At 36.8% G+C, this 19,004-nt stretch carries 24 protein-coding genes and 1 pseudogene; 5 read left to right on the top strand and 20 right to left on the bottom strand.

The features are described 5' to 3' along the window. Positions 1–85: 85 nt before the first annotated feature. The 10 genes and pseudogenes from MOC86_RS18245 to MOC86_RS18285 form a co-directional block, all read right to left on the bottom strand. Positions 86–742: a zinc-ribbon domain-containing protein gene (locus MOC86_RS18245; RefSeq protein WP_326847741.1), complete on the bottom strand. Its 657-nt coding sequence runs from the start codon at positions 740–742 to the stop codon at positions 86–88. Positions 743–1,086: 344 nt separating this feature from the next. Continuing rightward, on the bottom strand, positions 1,087–1,275 hold the full coding sequence (locus tag MOC86_RS18250) for a hypothetical protein (protein WP_268585411.1): 189 nt from the start codon (positions 1,273–1,275) through the stop codon (positions 1,087–1,089). Positions 1,276–1,305: 30 nt separating this feature from the next. Next, positions 1,306–1,630, bottom strand: a pseudogene (locus MOC86_RS27390) (hypothetical protein); the annotation flags it as partial. 26 nt (positions 1,631–1,656) lie between these two features. After that, the gene (locus tag MOC86_RS18255; protein ID WP_268585412.1) at positions 1,657–2,235 is read right to left on the bottom strand and encodes a hypothetical protein; all 579 of its coding nucleotides are present in this window, start codon (positions 2,233–2,235) and stop codon (positions 1,657–1,659) included. Next, complete coding sequence (locus MOC86_RS18260) at positions 2,236–2,469, bottom strand: hypothetical protein (protein ID WP_268585413.1); 234 nt, start codon at positions 2,467–2,469, stop codon at positions 2,236–2,238. It lies immediately after the preceding gene. A 144-nt stretch (positions 2,470–2,613) separates the two neighbouring features. Then, positions 2,614–3,027 (bottom strand): hypothetical protein, encoded by a 414-nt coding sequence (locus MOC86_RS18265; protein ID WP_268585414.1) that lies wholly within the window; start codon positions 3,025–3,027, stop codon positions 2,614–2,616. A gap of 158 nt (positions 3,028–3,185) precedes the next feature. Next, positions 3,186–4,643: a YfjI family protein gene (locus MOC86_RS18270; protein WP_268585415.1), complete on the bottom strand. Its 1,458-nt coding sequence runs from the start codon at positions 4,641–4,643 to the stop codon at positions 3,186–3,188. Between the two features lie 166 nt (positions 4,644–4,809). Continuing rightward, on the bottom strand, positions 4,810–5,661 hold the full coding sequence (locus tag MOC86_RS18275; RefSeq protein WP_268585416.1) for a bifunctional DNA primase/polymerase: 852 nt from the start codon (positions 5,659–5,661) through the stop codon (positions 4,810–4,812). A 29-nt stretch (positions 5,662–5,690) separates the two neighbouring features. Next, positions 5,691–5,891 carry a helix-turn-helix domain-containing protein gene (locus tag MOC86_RS18280; protein WP_268585417.1) on the bottom strand — a complete coding sequence of 67 codons (201 nt, stop codon included), beginning with the start codon at positions 5,889–5,891 and terminating at the stop codon, positions 5,691–5,693. Positions 5,892–5,915: 24 nt separating this feature from the next. After that, complete coding sequence (locus MOC86_RS18285; RefSeq protein ID WP_268585418.1) at positions 5,916–6,095, bottom strand: hypothetical protein; 180 nt, start codon at positions 6,093–6,095, stop codon at positions 5,916–5,918. A 139-nt stretch (positions 6,096–6,234) separates the two neighbouring features. On the opposite strand from MOC86_RS18285, the gene MOC86_RS18290 reads away from it, so the two are divergent. Together MOC86_RS18290 and MOC86_RS18295 are read left to right on the top strand one after the other, a co-directional pair. After that, complete coding sequence (locus tag MOC86_RS18290) at positions 6,235–7,212, top strand: hypothetical protein (RefSeq protein WP_268585420.1); 978 nt, start codon at positions 6,235–6,237, stop codon at positions 7,210–7,212. Beyond that, positions 7,209–8,420 carry a tyrosine-type recombinase/integrase gene (locus MOC86_RS18295; protein ID WP_268585421.1) on the top strand — a complete coding sequence of 404 codons (1,212 nt, stop codon included), beginning with the start codon at positions 7,209–7,211 and terminating at the stop codon, positions 8,418–8,420. Before MOC86_RS18290 ends, MOC86_RS18295 begins: the two co-directional genes overlap by 4 nt. 108 nt (positions 8,421–8,528) lie before the next feature. Here MOC86_RS18295 and groL read toward each other — a convergent pair whose 3' ends face one another. Both groL and groES read right to left on the bottom strand, forming a co-directional pair. Beyond that, positions 8,529–10,160 (bottom strand): chaperonin GroEL, encoded by a 1,632-nt coding sequence (gene groL, locus MOC86_RS18300; RefSeq protein ID WP_019390668.1) that lies wholly within the window; start codon positions 10,158–10,160, stop codon positions 8,529–8,531. A gap of 65 nt (positions 10,161–10,225) precedes the next feature. Continuing rightward, on the bottom strand, positions 10,226–10,510 hold the full coding sequence (gene groES / locus MOC86_RS18305; protein WP_019390669.1) for a co-chaperone GroES: 285 nt from the start codon (positions 10,508–10,510) through the stop codon (positions 10,226–10,228). A gap of 362 nt (positions 10,511–10,872) precedes the next feature. Here groES and MOC86_RS18310 point away from each other — a divergent pair, with 362 nt between their 5' ends. Then, a complete protein-coding gene (locus MOC86_RS18310) occupies positions 10,873–11,592 on the top strand; it encodes a CPBP family intramembrane glutamic endopeptidase (protein ID WP_243515632.1) in 720 nt (239 codons plus the stop codon). Then, complete coding sequence (locus MOC86_RS18315) at positions 11,589–11,792, top strand: YdiK family protein (RefSeq protein WP_243515635.1); 204 nt, start codon at positions 11,589–11,591, stop codon at positions 11,790–11,792. Before MOC86_RS18310 ends, MOC86_RS18315 begins: the two co-directional genes overlap by 4 nt. A gap of 58 nt (positions 11,793–11,850) precedes the next feature. Here the strand turns inward: MOC86_RS18315 and tatC are convergent, their stop codons facing one another. From tatC to moaC, 4 genes are read right to left on the bottom strand one after another with little or no spacing between them, the layout of a single operon-like run. Continuing rightward, positions 11,851–12,603, bottom strand: coding sequence for a twin-arginine translocase subunit TatC (gene tatC / locus MOC86_RS18320; RefSeq protein WP_268585422.1), 753 nt, complete (start codon positions 12,601–12,603; stop codon positions 11,851–11,853). 17 nt (positions 12,604–12,620) lie between these two features. Beyond that, positions 12,621–12,806: a twin-arginine translocase TatA/TatE family subunit gene (locus MOC86_RS18325; protein WP_061803972.1), complete on the bottom strand. Its 186-nt coding sequence runs from the start codon at positions 12,804–12,806 to the stop codon at positions 12,621–12,623. A gap of 41 nt (positions 12,807–12,847) precedes the next feature. After that, entirely contained in the window at positions 12,848–13,495 is a 648-nt protein-coding gene (locus MOC86_RS18330) for a redox-sensing transcriptional repressor Rex (RefSeq protein WP_243515638.1), read from the bottom strand. 1 nt (position 13,496) lies between these two features. Then, positions 13,497–14,000, bottom strand: coding sequence for a cyclic pyranopterin monophosphate synthase MoaC (moaC, locus tag MOC86_RS18335; protein WP_019390676.1), 504 nt, complete (start codon positions 13,998–14,000; stop codon positions 13,497–13,499). A gap of 221 nt (positions 14,001–14,221) precedes the next feature. On the opposite strand from moaC, the gene MOC86_RS18340 reads away from it, so the two are divergent. Then, a complete protein-coding gene (locus MOC86_RS18340) occupies positions 14,222–16,156 on the top strand; it encodes an ABC-F family ATP-binding cassette domain-containing protein (protein ID WP_268585424.1) in 1,935 nt (644 codons plus the stop codon). 136 nt (positions 16,157–16,292) lie between these two features. On the opposite strand, the gene tsaD is transcribed toward MOC86_RS18340, so the two are convergent. The 4 genes from tsaD to tsaE are packed head-to-tail and all read right to left on the bottom strand — an operon-like array spanning position 16,293 to position 18,917. Then, positions 16,293–17,303 (bottom strand): tRNA (adenosine(37)-N6)-threonylcarbamoyltransferase complex transferase subunit TsaD, encoded by a 1,011-nt coding sequence (gene tsaD, locus MOC86_RS18345; RefSeq protein ID WP_326847740.1) that lies wholly within the window; start codon positions 17,301–17,303, stop codon positions 16,293–16,295. Then, positions 17,300–17,743 carry a ribosomal protein S18-alanine N-acetyltransferase gene (rimI, locus tag MOC86_RS18350; RefSeq protein WP_113751880.1) on the bottom strand — a complete coding sequence of 148 codons (444 nt, stop codon included), beginning with the start codon at positions 17,741–17,743 and terminating at the stop codon, positions 17,300–17,302. Before rimI ends, tsaD begins: the two co-directional genes overlap by 4 nt. Continuing rightward, on the bottom strand, positions 17,744–18,445 hold the full coding sequence (gene tsaB / locus MOC86_RS18355) for a tRNA (adenosine(37)-N6)-threonylcarbamoyltransferase complex dimerization subunit type 1 TsaB (protein WP_268585426.1): 702 nt from the start codon (positions 18,443–18,445) through the stop codon (positions 17,744–17,746). It lies immediately after the preceding gene. Further along, positions 18,426–18,917 carry a tRNA (adenosine(37)-N6)-threonylcarbamoyltransferase complex ATPase subunit type 1 TsaE gene (gene tsaE, locus MOC86_RS18360; RefSeq protein WP_268585427.1) on the bottom strand — a complete coding sequence of 164 codons (492 nt, stop codon included), beginning with the start codon at positions 18,915–18,917 and terminating at the stop codon, positions 18,426–18,428. Before tsaE ends, tsaB begins: the two co-directional genes overlap by 20 nt. Between the last annotated feature and the right edge of the window lie 87 nt (positions 18,918–19,004).

The following is a 19,004-nucleotide window of genomic DNA, read 5'->3' on the forward strand; positions in this document are numbered from 1 at the left end:
TCCGAGTAGATGTTATGGTATCATCCTTTCCGCTTTTCAATTTTTTATTCAATAATAACTTATTAATAAACACTTCTTTATAAATCTAATAAGCTTTTTTACTTTTACTACAAATCGGGCATCCGCTACCTCTCTTTCTATTATTTATTGAAGACCTCCAAGAATGCTTATTTTCACAAATCCACCAAACCTTTTTATTTGAATAACATGTTACTTCTAACGGTGTTAACTTACCATTCAAGTGAGGATGCCAATAAGAAGACAGCTGGGAATCTTTAAGGGCAAGACTGTTATCAGGAGTTACCTTCTTTCCAATACAGTAAGGACACTTAGAACCTAAACTTCGATGGTATATTGAAGTTCGCCATTCATGATTATTTTTGCAAATCCACCAAACCTTATGATTACTCATTGGTAAATAGTCAAAGGGTGTTTTGGTACCATTTTTTGTTGGATGCCACTCTTTTGTGATTTTTTTATTTTTAATTGCCAAACTATCTTTCTTGTCTACATACCTTCCTGAACAATATGGACATCCCCTTCCCTGGCTTCGGCTACTGATTATTGCTTTCCATTCGTGTCCTTTTTCGCAAATCCACCAAGCATATTTATTTGAAAAAGGGGCTACATTTTCCGGGTCTAACCCATTATTCAATGTTGGGTGCCATTCTTCAAATAGTAATTTAGTTAATTTCCCTTTATTCTTTTTTATAATAATCCCCTCTCTTACTATTTTTAAAATTTAACGAGAATTTTCTCTGTTATATTTACAAGAAATTCATTGAGAAAAGCGATTAAAACTGGTGCCATCAACCATTGTTTATTTTTGCTGTCAAACCGATGAATGGATGAGCTAAACATCCCATCCATTCATTAACCTATTTTTATTTAAATGCAGACTACGCATTTCTCTATTAATCATAGGTTTCTCTTAAATTCTATTCCTTTAACTGATTCTCGTAGAAGAGACAGTTTTTCTCCTTATGTTAAGTGAATCTCAATATAGTAAAAGGAAAGAGTTATTGTGTGAAAGTTATGACCGTGAGAAGTCCGTACAGAAACCATTATCGGCATCATTCACAAAACTTAATCCCCGTCCGCATGTAGGACATCATTGTAAAAATACTCGTCGATATCATTGACTTCATCTTCATCCGAATAGTCTTCGTCATTCCCAAAAGTATAATTTACTTTGTCAGTAATAAGGCGTGTTAACTTAGCTACACTAAACGAATACTCTGTAAAAGCACTTATAAAAAGCAAGATCATTATCATCTATTTTTCTTCTAATTTCTGTACGTAATTTTATTTCCTCTTGTATAATTCCATAAGAAGATATATTAGAACCACCTTTATAAAATTAGGTAATTTAATTCTACAATTGTGGTTATATATTAGCAGTACGTAGTAAACTCGTTTAATATAAGACTTTAGTTCTTCGTTGTTTAAGTCAGTTCCTTTAATTGGAGGATTATTTCGTCCTTTATATTTTTCAGGGTTGATCTTGATTTTTGTTTTGCTTAAGTCAAAGTCTCCATTTACTTCACCAGCATAAATCACAATCAATTTCCTCTTCGATAACTCCAACATAGTTTAAATCAGCATCTGGAATTGCATGGATACATTCTATTCCCAACCAAAGGTTACAGGAGATAGCTATATCTTTGGGTTTAAATAAGGTTCCAATCGTTCTTCCCATCCATTAATGAAGACCTTTTCTAACCAAATATCCTTTGTTAGTATATCTAGTTCCAATTGATAACAATTTAAAAAATCCATAATTTTTTTAATTTTACAAATATATCTTTCATCATAACCGTACCAAGCCTGAATCATGTCCTTCGAATCTATCCCCACATATTCCTCACAAAAAGTTTCGAACGCTAATAGAAAAGCCTGGACCTCATTAACTATTTTCATTTCAGCATTGAACCCATGTGCTTTACTATTAACCCCCTTCAGGATTTTCATAATAGATATTATCTTGTCATATTCTAAAAGTTGTATTATAAAAACTGTAACAATATCCCTGGAAGCTTCTATTCTTTCAATGTAGGCGTGTTCCGATTCGTAATAGGTAACCTTTGGACATGATTTAACCAGCTTTTCACGCTGGACCTCGTCACCAGTAACAAATGTTCTGAGAACCATTTTAAAACGTTCGTCAGTACTTAATTTCGGATACATTTTTTCGTTCATTTTTTTCAAAGCATTTATATTAGCTTTAACACTCACTTATTTGCCCCTCCCTTCCAGTCTTTGTACCACTTCCTTGAGTTGCTCTAGTTCTTCATGCAAGTCTCCCATTTCCATACTTTTTAGAGTTGTATTTGATAAAGCGTTAATAGCCTTTGCTTTCTCATTAGTCATTTCCCCAGTAGTTAATAAGTGGTTAATAACCCTTGACAACATCCTCCTAACGTCTTGCGGTCTATTTAATCTCACTTCGTTTTTATACAGTGGAACCACTTCTTTACCCCCCCCTAAAAAGGCTTTAACACAACCTATCCGGCTACTATTACGGTACATCTTTTAGCAAGGTTTAGTACATTACATCCTTTTTTGCATATAAGAGATTTTACACATACACCTATAAATTTAATAAGCTAAATATCATGTTGGCTTCCTCTTTCTATTAATATAGTCAAGGTATTGTTTTACTCTTAGAAGAACAAAATCAAATGTATTGCCATTAGCTATAATTTTGCTACTGATTAGTTTACGTTGGCACGGGTAATGGGTTTCCCTCCATGCTTCCCATCCACCTTCTATTTGCTCAATATAAATGCTGCTAATCTTGCTTAAAGTGACAGTGTAAAGTTTACCTGGAATACCAATCATCAATCCATTTACCTTAGCTTTTTTGTCCCTTTTGAGCATAGCCAATATTTGCGGCTTATACTCTATGACGTTGTCTCTAAGTGCTGCTGGCAGAACCTCCCCCCTTTTTATCCGGATATCATTACCTTCAGCTATTAAACCAAAACCTAACTGTTCAATTAATTGAAAAACTTTTAAAGCATTCATTAAATAATTAAATCCTCACCGTCCAGATTTTTTATCTCTCGATTTTCACCTACACTTCCTACATTTTCTTTAATCTCTTGTAACTCTTCGCTTTGTTCGTTTCCACCTTTCTTACTACAGTGGTCTACCTTACCTACACTTGTTTCCTTAATCAATGACTAGTAGGTTGTGTAGATTGGTGTAGGTTGAGGAGAACTCCCCCCCCTTTCCCTCTCTACCGGGTGTTGCTGTGAATTGTAGGCCATGTAGGTATTTTTCTTAGGGGATAATATGAAAGGGTTCACATCGTAAAACGTCTTTCTTCCTTCTTTTCTTTGGTAGACAAATCCACGCTCCTCTAACTCACGAAATGAGTCTTGTAATTCACTAGCAGTACTAAAACGCTTGTTGGTTAATAATTGAATATCTCTGTACGCAATTGTAGGTTTGTCCTGTCGTCTAATTACTCCCAACAAATACTTTGCATCTTGTAGCCCTTTATCAGCTCCCATACTTCCATAAGCGGCTTTGGCGTGTTCTATGAAATAACCAGATAGATTTCGCGTTTTCATGAACGTATCCTTGTTAATCTCCCTTGTTATCTCCTTAGGGTTTGGACTATCCAGTTGCAAGGTTTCGGCTTGTTCAGCAACATGTAGTAAGCCTGCCACTCGTATAATTTGACCAGCTAACTTGCTTCCCCATTCCTTCATCTCAGCCAATTCTCCTCCCTCTAAAAACATGGTTTCAATTTCCGTTCTAAAATTTTCTTCTGCTTGTATAGCATCACTAGTAAGGGTAAGTTGAACCGACTCGTTAACATCTATACGTAAAAGCTTTTTTATGTTTAAACGATATTGTTTTTTTACTTCTTCGTTTATTGACGGGGGGGTAATTTTACGGTATCCAACCAATGATTTTGGGAAAGAATATAGAAACCTCGGCATTAATCCACGCTCTTGAAAACTAGATGGAACAGAATAGACAACGTGCGGTTGAAGAAAAAGCCCAATAGTTAATGCAGGCTCCTCTAATACTTTTGTCTCCCTCCCTATCCGGTCTATTGCACAATAATCACCGCTAAAACCTTTTAGAAACATTTCAAGATTCGCTTTTCCATCTGATGCATAACGACCAGCCATAATACTAAATATTCCACCGCCTTCCGCTGACAATAAGGACATCTTTTCGTTATTCTCGGCCATTAAATCTGCTAACTTTTCCGGAGTTACGTCCTCAGTTATAAAACGAGGTATAGATAATATATCTTCTTCTTCCATCTCGTTGGTTAAAGCGTATATTTCATTTAGCGTGCTTTTGTCTCCATTCTTGGCATATTCCTTTTCTAACTGATCCACGCGTTTTTGTTTGGCTCTCAGCTTTACTTTTTGTTCAGAAATTTTCATAGCTAGGCGTTCCCTTTCCTCTTTTTCAAAAGCTGTAATTGGTTCTTGTAATGCTTTAAAGACTGAGCTTTTCCGATTACCAGGGGGTAGCGCTAATATAGAATAAGTATTTAAAGATTCACTCCACTCTCCTGTTAACCGGACACAAAATTTTTTAGCTAACGCAGTTGATAATACAGCTATGGTTGCCATGCCAGGTGCATCAATGGGTGTTTGTGTAGATTCCGCCACTCCTTTTACATACTCCCTCAACCAAGCTGGGAACACATCCACCGGGAAGATAGGCAGTTTATGCTCATCAAATGGTATAGGTTCATGCTATTCAACCGGTTGTTGTTTGCTATGTTCTCTTCTACTAAGCTCTTTAAGTGCATCGTATTCAGCCATTAAATCCGTATTAAGCCCCATACTTCCTGCCTCCTTTCATTCGCCTTAATTCACTCCTTAAAATGCTATTAAAGGTAGTTTCTATAACCTCAATAGATTCTGGAGGGTTATTCCTTTCATTCCATAAAACCATTAATTCATAGGCAACTGGGGCTGCAATACCATGACGCAGCAAATATCCGGCAAGAGAGGCTGCGGATATATTTCGACCTCCTTCTTCAACCCCTTTCAGAATATCTAGCCAATAACTTTCCGTTTTCTTTGATAGTTGATCCTTTACTGGATCAGTTATCCTATGCAGTAACCAACAAGGCATTTCTGCTAAAGATACTTCTAGAGGTCTACTGGATAATTCCCATTCATATGTTTGTCCACTAATGTGAATTGAGGGAGCTACTGCAATGTACCCCCCTTCACCCCTAACATCTAATCCAGGTAATATGTTAGTTCGGCTTTTGACCTGACCTGGATTTTTAAATAATATGTGACGACCTCCTCCCCCTGTAATAGCCTCTATCGTGTTTGGAAGTGGTCCATACTGATTTATTAGTAGTCCCAATGAGTCTTCTCCACCATGTCGAGGATCAACATCTAAAACAACAAATTTACTCGCTTGTCCTGTGGCTATCGCTATGTTGGCATCCGGCCACTTTTTCCACCACTCATCTATAACACTGAGATTGGTTGATGCTGCTTTTAAACCATTTTTTGTACGAGGGTGTTTACCAGCACTTTGACAATTAGGATTATGACAGGAACAAAGATTACCGTTTGGTGTATGAAGCGGAAAGACTGACCAGTTTAATTTACTTGCATACGCTATAGCCGCTTTTCCGTTCGGGGATATATTGAATGTAATCAATTGAGTACCTCCTTTTAATCAAGTTCATATCATCTATTCTCTTTCTTCCTTTCAATCCACTTAAAAAAGTCTTCTTTATCTACTCTCTTTGATAAACCAATTTGAAAACACCTTATCCCACCAATGTCTTCACTCATCTGTAAAAGCTCATAAACACGACGTCGAGAGATCCCTAAATATTTAGCAATATGCTGAGCAGTTAATATTTGAGGTAGTTCTTGTTCACTCATTATGAAAGGCCTCCTTTAAACAAGCTAATCCTGCTTTAATTCTTCAATTATTTTTAAAATCTCTTCCTTTTTTTCTTTCGGTAATTCTTGTCGTAAGAGTCGATAGAAAGAATTTTCATGAATACCTAACTTTTCGGCAATAAGCCAATTAGGAACTAATCCCTTAGCTCTTCTGATTTCGTCATTTCTCATAAAATATTTCATAGTAACCCTCCTTCGGTATTGATTGGTGTTGGTGTTGGTGTTGGTGTTACAATCATTATATTCAATCTTGTTACGTTAAAACAACTAATTATAGCTAAGTAACGTAACAAATAGTAACTAATTTAAAAGGAGGAATTTAATGTATAACTATTATCCGTTATCTCGTAGTTCAAAAATCAATTTATACCCTGTAGAATTTGCGAAAACCGAACACATAATAGTTGAAGAGCAGAATTTAGGGCCTGCCTCCAAAGAAATGCTAAAAAACAGTATTGATAATTGGAATAAAGCTTTAAGGGGGAAAATGTCATTTGCTTTAAAATTGGCTGGGTTAGAATCCGATTCCCATCAGATTGTTTTTAATAATGATGGCATAATGAGTAAATTTGCTAGTTTAAAAACCAACAAAGATATAGAAGTATTTTCAAAGAAGTATGGGTTATTAGGAATTCAACAGCCAGATAGTATACAGGTGAATTCTCAATCTCCAGCAATAAAGGCAACCTTGCAATCCTCATATATTTTCACAAATTATGGTTTTAGTATTTTTGAGCCTATTGAATTATGGAAATGGAATATAAATGAAGTTCAAAAAATTTTGAGATTATATCATGTCGTCAGAAAGACAAATTCTGATGAGCTAATAAACGAAATAGTTGAGATTAAAATTCATAGAGGAATGTTTGGTAGTCTAACTGAAGATAGAGAGATAATGGACCGTTATTTTATTCATTGGACCAAAGGGGAAGCAATTCTCATGTTACCAAAAGATTTTGAAGAAAAGACTATGTTAGAAATTGCCCAATATACACTGGCCAAAGTTCTGGAGTCACATATATCAGGAGGGATCAATTTAAGTGTAGGTGACCTTATCTCTAAACCTCCAACAAAAGGATTTATGATTACGGAAAAAAGATATACTAAGTATTTGCTTGCCGCAATTTATTATGATTTATGGCAAACAATTAACGATTCTAAAAATGTGTATCTTTGTGAAAATAAGAACTGTCGGTTACCCTTTATAAAATCTGGACGTAAAAAGTATTGTAATGAGGCTTGTAAGCAAGAAGCATACAGAATACGTTTAGAAGAAAAGGAAGGAAGGGATAACCTATGAGCCATATATATCGACCACGTTGTAAATGCAATAGTAAGAAATGTAAATGTGGAGCAAGTTGGGCTTATATTGTCGATATCGGCAAAGATCCCAAAACTGGAAAACGAAAGCAAAAGAAAAAAAGCGGCTTCCGAACTAAAAAGGAGGCGGAAGTTGCTGTTGCCATGCTTAAAAACGAAATAAATCAAGGCCTATATGTAGAAGAAAGTGATGTAACATTTGAGGAGTTTGCCAAGGAGTGGTTAGCTCTTTATGAAGGAACTGGTATGGTAAAAGAAAGTACTATACGCATTCGTAACCATGAAATAAAACGACTAGCGGACTATTTTGCCAAACTAAAATTAAAAGACATCACCAGAAGACAATACCAGAATGCCTTAAATGACTTAAAGAAAAGAGGGTATGCTCAGAATACAATTGAAGGCGCTCATCGAACTGGCAGAATGATCTTTAAAAAAGCCGTAGAATTAGAAATACTAAAAAAAGATTCAACAGAATACACTCAGGTTCCTAAAAATCAAACCACCATTGAAGAGTTAGAGGGTAGAAAAAGTTTACCAAACTATTTAGAAAAAGAGGAGCTCAAGCACTTTCTCAATATAGCGAATAAGTTGGGGTTAGCTCAAGATTACCCGCTCCTTTTATTGATGGCTTATACTGGTTTACGGGCAGGTGAACTGTGTGCCTTAAAATGGCGGGATATTGATTTTGAAGAGCAGACGATTAGCATTTCAAAAACATATTACAATCCAACTAACAACAGAAAAGAATACAAATTATTAACACCTAAAACACCAACAGCAGTACGCATAATTGATATTGATGAGACTGTGATTAATGAATTAAGTAAGCATAGATTAGCTCAAAAGCAAACGATGATAAAACACCGCAATATATACCATAATGAAGATTTTGTTTTTGCAAGCATAGATGAGGATTTACCTGGTTACCCCCTCTACATTAAAAAAATAGAAAATCGTATGAGACGTTTATTAAAAATAGCGGGATTAAATTCTAAACTTACCCCGCATTCATTACGCCATACTCATACCTCTTTATTAGCACAAGCAGGGGTAAGCCTTCCACAAATAATGGAGCGGTTAGGACACAAAGATGAAGATACAACTAAAAATGTTTATTTACATGTAACAAAAGAGATGAAAAAAGAGGCTTCCCAAAAGTTCAAAGAACTAATGGAAAACCTCTAATTTAGACCCTTATTTAAGAAAATGTTACCCTTTTGTTACCCGATGGTTAATTCAAGAGTATATAAGGGTCTAGAAATCCCATTTTCACTGGGATTTAGGAAACATGAATTACATCATGCCGCCCATTCCACCCATACCGCTCATGTCAGGCATTCCGCCGCCAGCGTTTTCTTCTGGTTTGTCAGCTACAACAGCTTCAGTTGTTAAGAACATAGCTGCTACAGATGCTGCGTTTTGAAGAGCTGAACGAGTTACTTTTGTTGGGTCAACGATACCAGCTTCAACCATGTTTACCCACTCGCCAGTTGCTGCATTGTAACCAGTGCCAACGTCTTCTTTTTTAAGACGCTCAACGATGATTGATCCTTCAAGACCAGCGTTGTGTGCGATTTGACGTACTGGCTCTTCTAGCGCACGAAGAACGATGTTGATACCTGTTTGAACGTCGCCTTCTTCACTTAGAGCAGCTACTTTGTTATATACGTTAACTAGAGCTGTACCACCACCAGCAACAATTCCTTCTTCTACTGCTGCACGAGTAGAGTTTAGGGCATCTTCGATGCGAAGTTTGCGCTCTTTAAGTTCTGTTTCAGTTGCTGCACCAACTTTAACAACGGCAACGCCGCCAGCTAGTTTAGCAAGACGCTCTTGTAATTTTTCACGGTCAAATTCAGAAGTAGTTTCTTCTAATTGAGCACGGATTTGGCTTACGCGAGCTGCGATTTGTTGAGAATCTCCAGAACCTTCAACAACTGTTGTGTTGTCTTTTGTTACAACAACTTTAGACGCGCGGCCTAGTTGAGTAATGTTTGCAGATTTAAGATCTAAACCAAGATCTTCAGTGATAACTTCTGCGCCAGTTAAAGTAGCGATGTCTTCAAGCATTGCTTTACGACGGTCGCCAAATCCTGGTGCTTTAACAGCTACAGCGTTGAATGTACCGCGAAGTTTGTTCACTACTAGTGTTGCAAGAGCTTCCCCTTCAACATCTTCAGCGATTAATAGTAGTGGTTTACCTTGTTGTACTACTTGCTCTAGTACTGGAAGAATTTCTTGAATGTTTGTAATCTTTTTATCTGTGATTAAAAGATATGGATCTTCAAGAACTGCTTCCATTTTATCTTGGTCTGTTACCATATATGGAGAAGCATATCCACGGTCAAATTGCATACCTTCTACAACTTCAAGCTCTGTTGAGAATCCTTTAGACTCTTCAATTGTGATAACGCCGTCGTTACCAACACGCTCCATTGCTTCAGCAATTAGTTGACCAACTTCTTCGTCAGCTGCAGAGATTGCCGCTACTTGAGCGATAGACTCTTTGCCTTCAATTTGTTTAGAAATGCCTTTAAGTTCAGCAACAGCTGTTGCAACTGCTTTTTCGATCCCTTTACGTACGCCAACTGGATTAGCACCAGATGTTACGTTTTTAAGGCCTTCACGAATCATTGCTTGAGCTAAAACAGTTGCTGTAGTTGTTCCGTCCCCAGCAATGTCATTTGTTTTGCTTGCTACTTCAGCAACAAGTTTTGCACCCATGTTTTCGAATGCATCTTCAAGTTCGATTTCTTTTGCAATTGTTACACCGTCGTTTGTGATTAGTGGAGAACCAAATTTTTTCTCAAGAACAACGTTACGTCCTTTTGGTCCAAGCGTTACTTTTACTGCGTCTGCAAGAACATCCACACCACGTAGCATTGAGCGACGTGCGTCTTCGCTAAATTTAATATCTTTCGCCATGTTAAAAACCTCCTAGTATTTATTCATGTATTGTACGTTATGATATTTAAAAGTAAATTACGTGCTTAGCCGATAACAGCTAAAATGTCGCTTTCACGCAAGATTAAGTATTCTGTTCCTTCATATTTAACTTCAGTACCTGCATATTTTGAGAAGATGATACGATCGCTCTCAGAAACTTCAAGCGCTACACGCTCACCGCTCTCTAATACTCGGCCTGTACCAACAGCTACCACTTTACCTTCCTGTGGCTTTTCTTTTGCAGTATCTGGTAATACGATACCACTTGATGTTTTTTCCTCAGCTTCTACAAGTTCAACTATTACGCGATCACCTAATGGCTTTAACAAGTAAAACAACCTCCTCAATAATGTGTAAGTTTTATTTATTAGCACTCAACCTCTATGAGTGCTAACACAATTATTATATTAAATAAATTGGGTATCTTTTGCAAGTAAAAAGTATTAAAAATTTAAAACACTTTTGCTCAGTCCGAAAATTTTAGTAAGGGTTTTCTTTTTATAGAGGACTTCAAGCGCACATGACAAGATATTCTATGTATTTCTGTTCACTGTGGAGCGTAAAATAGATAAACCGCTGATTGCGTTTAGTATTAGCTCATTTCGATCATATGTTACAATAGCTAAGGTGAATTGTTTTGCAATGTACATAAGTTTTACCTTCAAATATATTATAAAGGGGTTTTCATTTCTTGACTAAACGTTACTGGTATGTCATTTTAACGTACGTATTAATGCAGCTTTCTGTATATCCAGTTTTGTATGCCCTCGTAAAGATGAATGTATTTTCTACAAGATCTGAGCTTGTCACGGCAAACATTTATTGGACAATCATTAGCTTTATCCTTGCTTTAATCATTACGCTTCTCTTATTAAGACCAGATATGAACATGCGTAAAAAATACAACTGGTCTAAAATTATATCTTGGGCAATTCTAGGCGTTTTTATGGCACTTTTAGCGCAAGGAATTGCATCTAATATCGAAACAAAAGTATTTGGCGTGAACCCTGAATCAGAAAATACCCAGAATATTATGAGCTTAGTAGAGGTTGTTCCGTTACTAATTGCTGTTGTCTCTATAATAGGTCCTATTTTAGAAGAAGTAGTATTTCGTAAAATCATTTTTGGTTCGCTTTACGAGCGATCTAACTTCTTTATCGCAGCCATTATTAGTTCCTTTATCTTTGCTCTTGTTCATCAAGATTTTTCACACCTTCTCGTTTATATGTCGATGGGACTAACATTTGCTTTTCTCTATGTTAAAACATCGTCTATTCTTGTTCCCATCTTCGCACATGTTTCAATGAATACATTCGTTGTGATGATGCAGTACGTTTTTAAAGACGATATTGAAAAATACATCGACCAACAGGAGAAACTTCAACAAATTTTCGGAGGCTTTCAGCTATGAGAACTACTCCCCTCAACTTGGGAATTATGTATGGATTTTTAGGACTTATCTTTACGTTTCTTGCGATTCGAAATGCGCATGAAACAGTCTTTAACTTTATGACGATTGTATTTACCATTTTTGCAACGCTAGAAATTGGGGTTGCCATTAGAGCGTTTATCCTTCATTTTCGTATCAAAAAGATGAAAAAGAAACAGTAGAAGATAAAGACAGCCTTTCACAAGCTTTAGCTATGAAAGGCTGTCTTTATTTTATATTCTATTGTACATGGAATTTTTCCTCTTCTTCTTGCACTTTCATACTCTTTTTGTAAGAAAAATAAGAGATTCCAATACTGATTTCATATAGAACTAGCAACGGTAACGTCACCATTAGATGAGACAAAAGCTCTGGAGGTGTAATAATCGCTGCGATGACGAGCAATACAAAATATGCGTACTTGCGGATGCTCACTAATGTCATTGGTGTGATAATGCCTAAACGAGTGAGAAACATGACAACAACAGGCATTTGAAACAAAATCCCAAATGGTAATGTAAATTGAAAAAGAAATTCAAAGTACTCATTAATTCCAATCACTTGATTTACGTCTAAACGCTCTGTTAAGCTTGTCATAAACTTAACGACAAATGGAAAGAGAACAAAATAAGAAAATGATACCCCCGCTAAGAACAATAGCACCGAGAATGGTATATAGCTTAATGTTACTTTTCTTTCTTTTTCAAGTAATCCAGGACTTACAAATGCCCATACATGATAAAGAATCACAGGTGAAGAAAGAACACATCCAATAATAAAGGCAAACTGCATATAAATCTTCACTGGATCTGTCAGACGAAATGTATTCATCTCAAGGTCTTTCACTTCATCTGCACTTTGTAAATAGACAATAAGACTGTCGGCAAGAAAAAAGCCTGCTATTGTTGCACCTAAAAAAACGGCTGCAACAATTAAAACTCTTCTCCTAAGCTCTCCAATATGCTCATAAATCGACATGTTTTGTTCATTCATATCGCTTCACCCTTGCATTATTTAACATCAGTATGATCCGCTTTTGCTTTTTCTTTCCCTTCATCATCTGCAATTCCTTGTGCACCTTGCTTAAATTCACGCAGTGTTTTTCCAACTGCCTTTCCTAACTCAGGCAGTTTTTTAGGACCGAATATTAAGAGAGCTGCAAAGACAATGAGAATAATACTTCCCGTGCTAAGCATCTTCTCCCACCTCCTCTAAATGGAATGTGTTACACGTTCCCTCAGTTGACTAACTCTGTTGGATAGTTGCGTAAAAAATAAATGAGCGCTTGAAGCTCAACAGCTAAATCAATATGATGAATACGAATTGAATCTGGCACATTGATGCGCGCTGGTGTAAAATTTAATATCCCTTTTACACTAGTATGCTCTAATCTGTCTGTTATACCTTGAGCAGCTGTTGCAGGTACTGTTAAAATAACAACGCTTATATCGTTACCTAGCTTTTCTTCTAAATCATTAAGATGATAAATAGGCACATTACTAATTTTCTGGCCTACTCGGCTTTCATCAACATCAAAAGCCATTTCAATTTTTGTATTATTATTTTTAATGAAATTATAGTTCAATAATGCTGTTCCAAGATTACCAACACCAATTAGCGCAATCTTTGTTAATTCATCTTGGTCTAGCGTTTTTCTAAAAAATGTAAGTAAATAGTTTACGTTATAACCATATCCCTTTTTTCCTAAAGCTCCAAAATAAGAGAAGTCACGACGAATTGTTGCTGAATCTACTTTGACCGCTTCGCTTAGCTCTGCTGACGATACTCGCTGTTTTCCTGAGGAATGTAAATTCTTAAGAAAACGATAGTATAAAGGCAAGCGTTTGGCTGTTGCCTGCGGTATTTTTAATTGTTCTGTACTCACACTATACCCCCCAATCTGTTAACCCTTGTTCCCTTGTAAAATCTCCACTTTTCCCACCTGTTTTTGTAAGCAAATACGTTGGACCAATAACCATTCCTTTATCGATGGCTTTGCACATATCGTAAGCGGTCAAAGCACATACGGACGCTGCCGTTAGCGCTTCCATTTCTACTCCTGTACTCCCCTTTGTCTTTACAGTAGCTTCAATAAGCAAGCGATATTTTCCTTCTTTTTCAGCCCAATTAAATTCAATATTTACTCCTTTTATAAATAAAGGATGGCACATTGGAATAAGATCAGACGTTTTTTTGGCCGCCATGATGCCTGCTATTTGAGAAACAGCTAATACATCACCTTTTCCAATTTCTTGTGATGTAATCTTATCGTATGTTTCTTTGTTTACTTCAATGCTTGAAGCAGCTGTTGCAACTCTTGTTGTTTCAGCTTTCTCTGAGATGTCGACCATATTAGCGCGACCTTGTTCGTTAAAATGAGTAAACCCCACTTTAGTTCCTCCTTATGTTTGACTATACACTATTTTTAGTCATCTGTCTTTGCACTTTCTACCTATACGAATATTCCTTTTTAACTCTCCTTTATAGGTATGGTAGAATACCTATAGCAGCCTTTTTTCAACATAATGTGAATTATTTAACTAAGGAAAGCTCTAGAATAGCTGCCTGAGCTCTTCCCCCTTTATTGTAAAGGATTAACTGAGGTGAAAAAATGATTTTATTACAACTAAATAATATCACGAAGTATTTTGGCGCTGATATTATTTTATCGAATATTAAAATGGAAGTACAATCAAACGACCGAATTGGCCTGGTTGGTCGAAATGGAGCTGGAAAATCCACTCTGCTTAAAATTATTTCAGGTGCAATCTCCTATGACGGTGGGGAAATTATAAAACCAAAAGATGTAGAACTTGGCTATATGGGCCAGGATACAATGCTTGAATCAGACTTGAGCATTTGGGATGAAATGATGACAGTATTCTCACCGCTAAAAGAAATGGAAAAGAAAATCCGTTCACTAGAAGAAAAAATGGGTGATCCTACCTTTTTAAACGATTCTACCAAATATGAAAAGCTCCTTCAAGAGTACGACATGCTTCAAGCAGCTTTTAAAGATAAAGGTGGATATCAGTATGAAGCAGAAACTCGTTCTATTTTACATGGATTTCGCTTTAAAGATCACTCTATACCTATCTCAACGCTTAGTGGAGGCCAAAAAACACGCCTTTCACTTGCAAAATTATTGTTAACAAAACCAGATTTACTCATACTTGATGAACCAACAAACCATCTTGATATTGAAACACTTTCATGGCTTGAGCAATTTTTACAAGGATATGCAGGCGCCATTTTAATTGTTTCACACGACCGCTATTTTCTTGATAAAGTAGTCAATCGCGTTTACGAAATTTCACGTCGGCAAATTAAGCGCTATGTTGGAAACTATTCTTCCTATCTCGTTCAAAAAAGAGAACAGTATGATCAAGAGATAAAGCAATACGAGAAACAGCAGGACGAAATTGAAAAACTTCAAGACTTTGTTCAACGCAATATTGCTAGAGCTTCCACAACGAAAAGAGCGCAAAGCAGACAAAAGCAGCTGCAACGGATGGAAAAGATAGATAGACCATCAGGCGACGAAAAATCGGCTTCATTTTCTTTCTCTATTGATAAACAAAGTGGAAATGAAGTATTTCAGCTTAAAGATGGAGCAATTGGATATGAAAAAAGTTATCCACTTGTGGATAACTTAAATATTCGCATTACACGTGGCGAAAGTGTGGCTCTTGTTGGTCCAAACGGAATTGGAAAATCAACTCTTTTAAAAAGCATTGTCAATCGTCTCCCTCTTTTAAATGGAAATACAATGTTTGGTTCAAATGTCAGTGTTGGTTATTATGACCAAGAACAAGCAACATTAACTTCTTCCAAAACCGTTATTAATGAGCTTTGGGATAACTATCCATCAACACCTGAAAAAGAAATCCGCACGCTCCTTGGAAGTTTTCTGTTTAGCGGGGATGATGTATTAAAGCCTGTTAACACGCTTAGTGGAGGCCAAAAAGCCCGTCTTGCTCTTGCAAAACTAATGATGAAAAAAGCCAATTTCCTTATTCTTGATGAGCCAACAAACCACCTTGATTTAGATAGTAAACAAGTCCTTGAAAATGCGCTTGTGGATTATCCAGGAACAATTTTATTTGTGTCCCATGACCGTTATTTTATTAATCGTATTGCTACCAAAGTTCTTGAACTTTCACGGGTTAACGTTCAAGAATTTTTAGGAGACTACGACTATTATTTAGAGAAGAAAGCGGAGGAACTAGAGCTAAAAGAAATGGAAGCTTTAGAAAATCAAAAAAGTGTAGAAACACCTATAAAAAATGATAGGTTAACATATGAACAAGAGAAAGAAGCGAAAAAGAAGCTTCGTCAATATAAACGCCGTATTGAGGAAATTGAAGCTTCCATCTCACAAGCAGAAGAAAAAATTGCTGAAAACGAAAATTTACTTCTTCAACCAGAAATTTATGAAGATCATGAAAAAGCTTATGCTTTAACAGAAGAAAATAACAAGCTTAATGAAGAGCTTCTCTCTCTTATGGAAGAATGGGAAGAACTTCAACTTCAAATTGAAGACTAAAAAAAGCTCGTACAGTTGTACGAGCTTTTTTGTTGTGGATAACCATTCTATCCACAGTTTTTATTCACAAACTCACAGAGAATGAAAAAAGAAACCGTACACTATTCACAAACTCTGGATAACACTGTGGATAGGATTATAGCATTAACCCAGGGTTTGCATTTAAGTCCATTGCAGCTCTTTTTCCACTTTTGTAAAGCTCGCTTGCAGCAGCACCAATCATTGCCGCATTGTCTGTACAAAGAGGAAGTGGCGGAATAATGAGTTCGAGCTGTTTATCAAAAGGCTCAAATGTTTTTTGAAGTTCTTCTCTAAGTCCTCTATTCGCAGCTACTCCTCCTGCTAATAATACTTGCTTTACGTTGTATTTTTCAGCCGCTTTAAGTGTCTTCCCTACAAGCACCTCAATAACACTCTCCTGGAAACTTGCAGCTAAGTCTTCCGGTTTAATCTCTTCTCCTCGCTGTTTTGCATTGTGAAGAGTGTTGATAACTGCCGACTTTAAGCCACTGAAGCTAAAATCAAACGAATCTTTTTCAAGCCACGCTCTCGGAAGATCTAATGTTGGCTCTCCTTCATGTGCTAGGCGATCAATATGAGGGCCACCTGGATATGGCAAACCTATTGTTCTCGCAACCTTATCATAAGCTTCTCCAACTGCATCATCTCTTGTTTCTCCAATTACTTCAAATGTAATATGGTCCTCCATATAAACAAGTTCGGTATGTCCTCCTGAAACAACAAGAGCAAGAAGAGGAAATTGCATTTCCTTCACAAGACGGTTTGCATAAATGTGTCCTGCAATATGATGGACACCAATCAATGGCTTATTATGAGCAAAAGCAAGTGCTTTGGCTGCATTCACTCCAATAAGGAGTGCACCGACAAGTCCAGGTCCTTCTGTCACTGCTACAGCATCGATATCGTCCATTGTCAGCTTTGCTTGTTGAAGAGCTTCTTCTATCACAATGGTCATTTGTTCTACATGATGACGTGAGGCTACCTCAGGGACCACTCCGCCAAATCTTTTATGACTCTCAATTTGAGATGCCACAACGTTAGCGATAATTTCTTTTCCATTTTGAATAATGGCTACAGCCGTCTCATCACAGCTTGTTTCAATTGCTAAAATCAATTCTTTTTTCATAGTTTCACCCACATTACTAATGCATCCTCTTGATTGTCTGCATAATAATTTTTTCGAACTCCACCAGGTTCAAAACCTAGCTTCTCATATAAGAAACGAGCAGGCTCGTTTGATAACCGAACTTCAAGGGTCATTGTCAATGCACCTGACTGACGTGCAAGTTGCATAACCGCCCGAAGAAGCTTTTCCCCTAGACCTTTTCCTCTATATTCCGGTAAAATTGCGATATTTGTTATGTGTGCTTCATCAACAATAATCCACACTCCACAATAGCCAACAATTTCTCCCTCGTATTCAATAATCGTATAATGAGCAAACCTATTCTTAGATAATTCATTATGAAGAGCTTCTTCACTCCATGGAAGAGTAAAAGAATGTAGCTCAATTTGGTGAAGAGCTTTTACATCTTCTACAGAAGCTAAGCGAATATGTACGTCCATTTAACGTTCGCTCATTTTATTTTGGGAAGCTAACCAGTTTGCTTCAGCCTCTGCTAAACGAATGTAGTTTGGCACAAGACTATGAGCTTCTTCAGGTTGTTTGTTCATTCCGATTAAAGCAAGTTCACTTGGACGAGGGTTATGGGTTACGATCTCACTAAAACAAGCCTTTTCTCCTAGGATATGTGTAAGAACCTCACGATGTAGAGGAACATCGTTTCCTACGAAAAGAATCTTTTGATCTAATTCTTTTAGTTGAGTTGCCCATGCTTCATTTAAAATGTTCACATCTGCGTTTACTTCCACAAGTTTATCTTCATATTTGTATAAGCCTGTGTAAATTTGTTGACGTCTTGCATCAAAAAGTGGAGAAATGTAGCCATCAAAGAAACGCCCATTTGCAGCAAGAACTTCAAGGCTCGAAACTCCAACAAGAGGAATATTCAAAGACCATGAGAGAGTTTTTGCAATTGTAACTCCTATTCTCACGCCTGTGTAAGAACCAGGTCCTTTTGCTACTACAATCCTTTCTAAATCTTTAGGTTTCATCCCACAATCTTTTAAAAGTGTTTCTACTGCTGGCATTGCTCGTACAGAATGATTTTTCTTTACATTTGTAATGATTTCACCAATCACTTTATCTTCATCAACAAGAGCTACTCCAAGCGTATCTGTTGATGTATCAATTGCTAATGTTTTCATCTTTTATAAACTCCTTACAGAGATCGATATATTGGGATCCCTTAGCTTTTAAACAAATCTCTCGCTTATCCCCTTCTCTATGATACAATTCTATCTCTAGACGCGAAAGAGGAAGCTGATCTTCAATTAAATGAGCCCATTCTACAACAGTTACACCATTGCCTTCAAAATATTCATCAAACCCTAAGTCTTCCATACTTTCTCCTAGTCGATAAACATCCATATGATACAAGGGAAGCTTCTCTCCTTGATACTCTTTAATGATTGTAAACGTTGGGCTGTTCACGGTGCGAGTAACGCCAAGCCCTTTTGCTAGTCCCTTTGTGAAAGTCGTTTTTCCAGCCCCAAGATCTCCTTCAAGTAAAATTAAGTTTCCCTCTTGAAGATAATGAGCAAGATTCTCAGCAAGCTTCATTGTTTGCTCGGGTGTTTCAGTAGTGATATGGAAAACTTCTTCTCCAATATTATTCATCATTGATCCTCGCTTTAATAAAGTTTTAGATACCCTTATAGGATGCCCTAAGTTTCATTGTACAAAAAAAAGACCTTAGGATGCTAT

Origin of the sequence: Priestia endophytica (assembly GCF_026790145.1) — a bacterium.
Lineage (GTDB): Bacteria > Bacillota > Bacilli > Bacillales > Bacillaceae_H > Bacillus_I > Bacillus_I endophytica_A.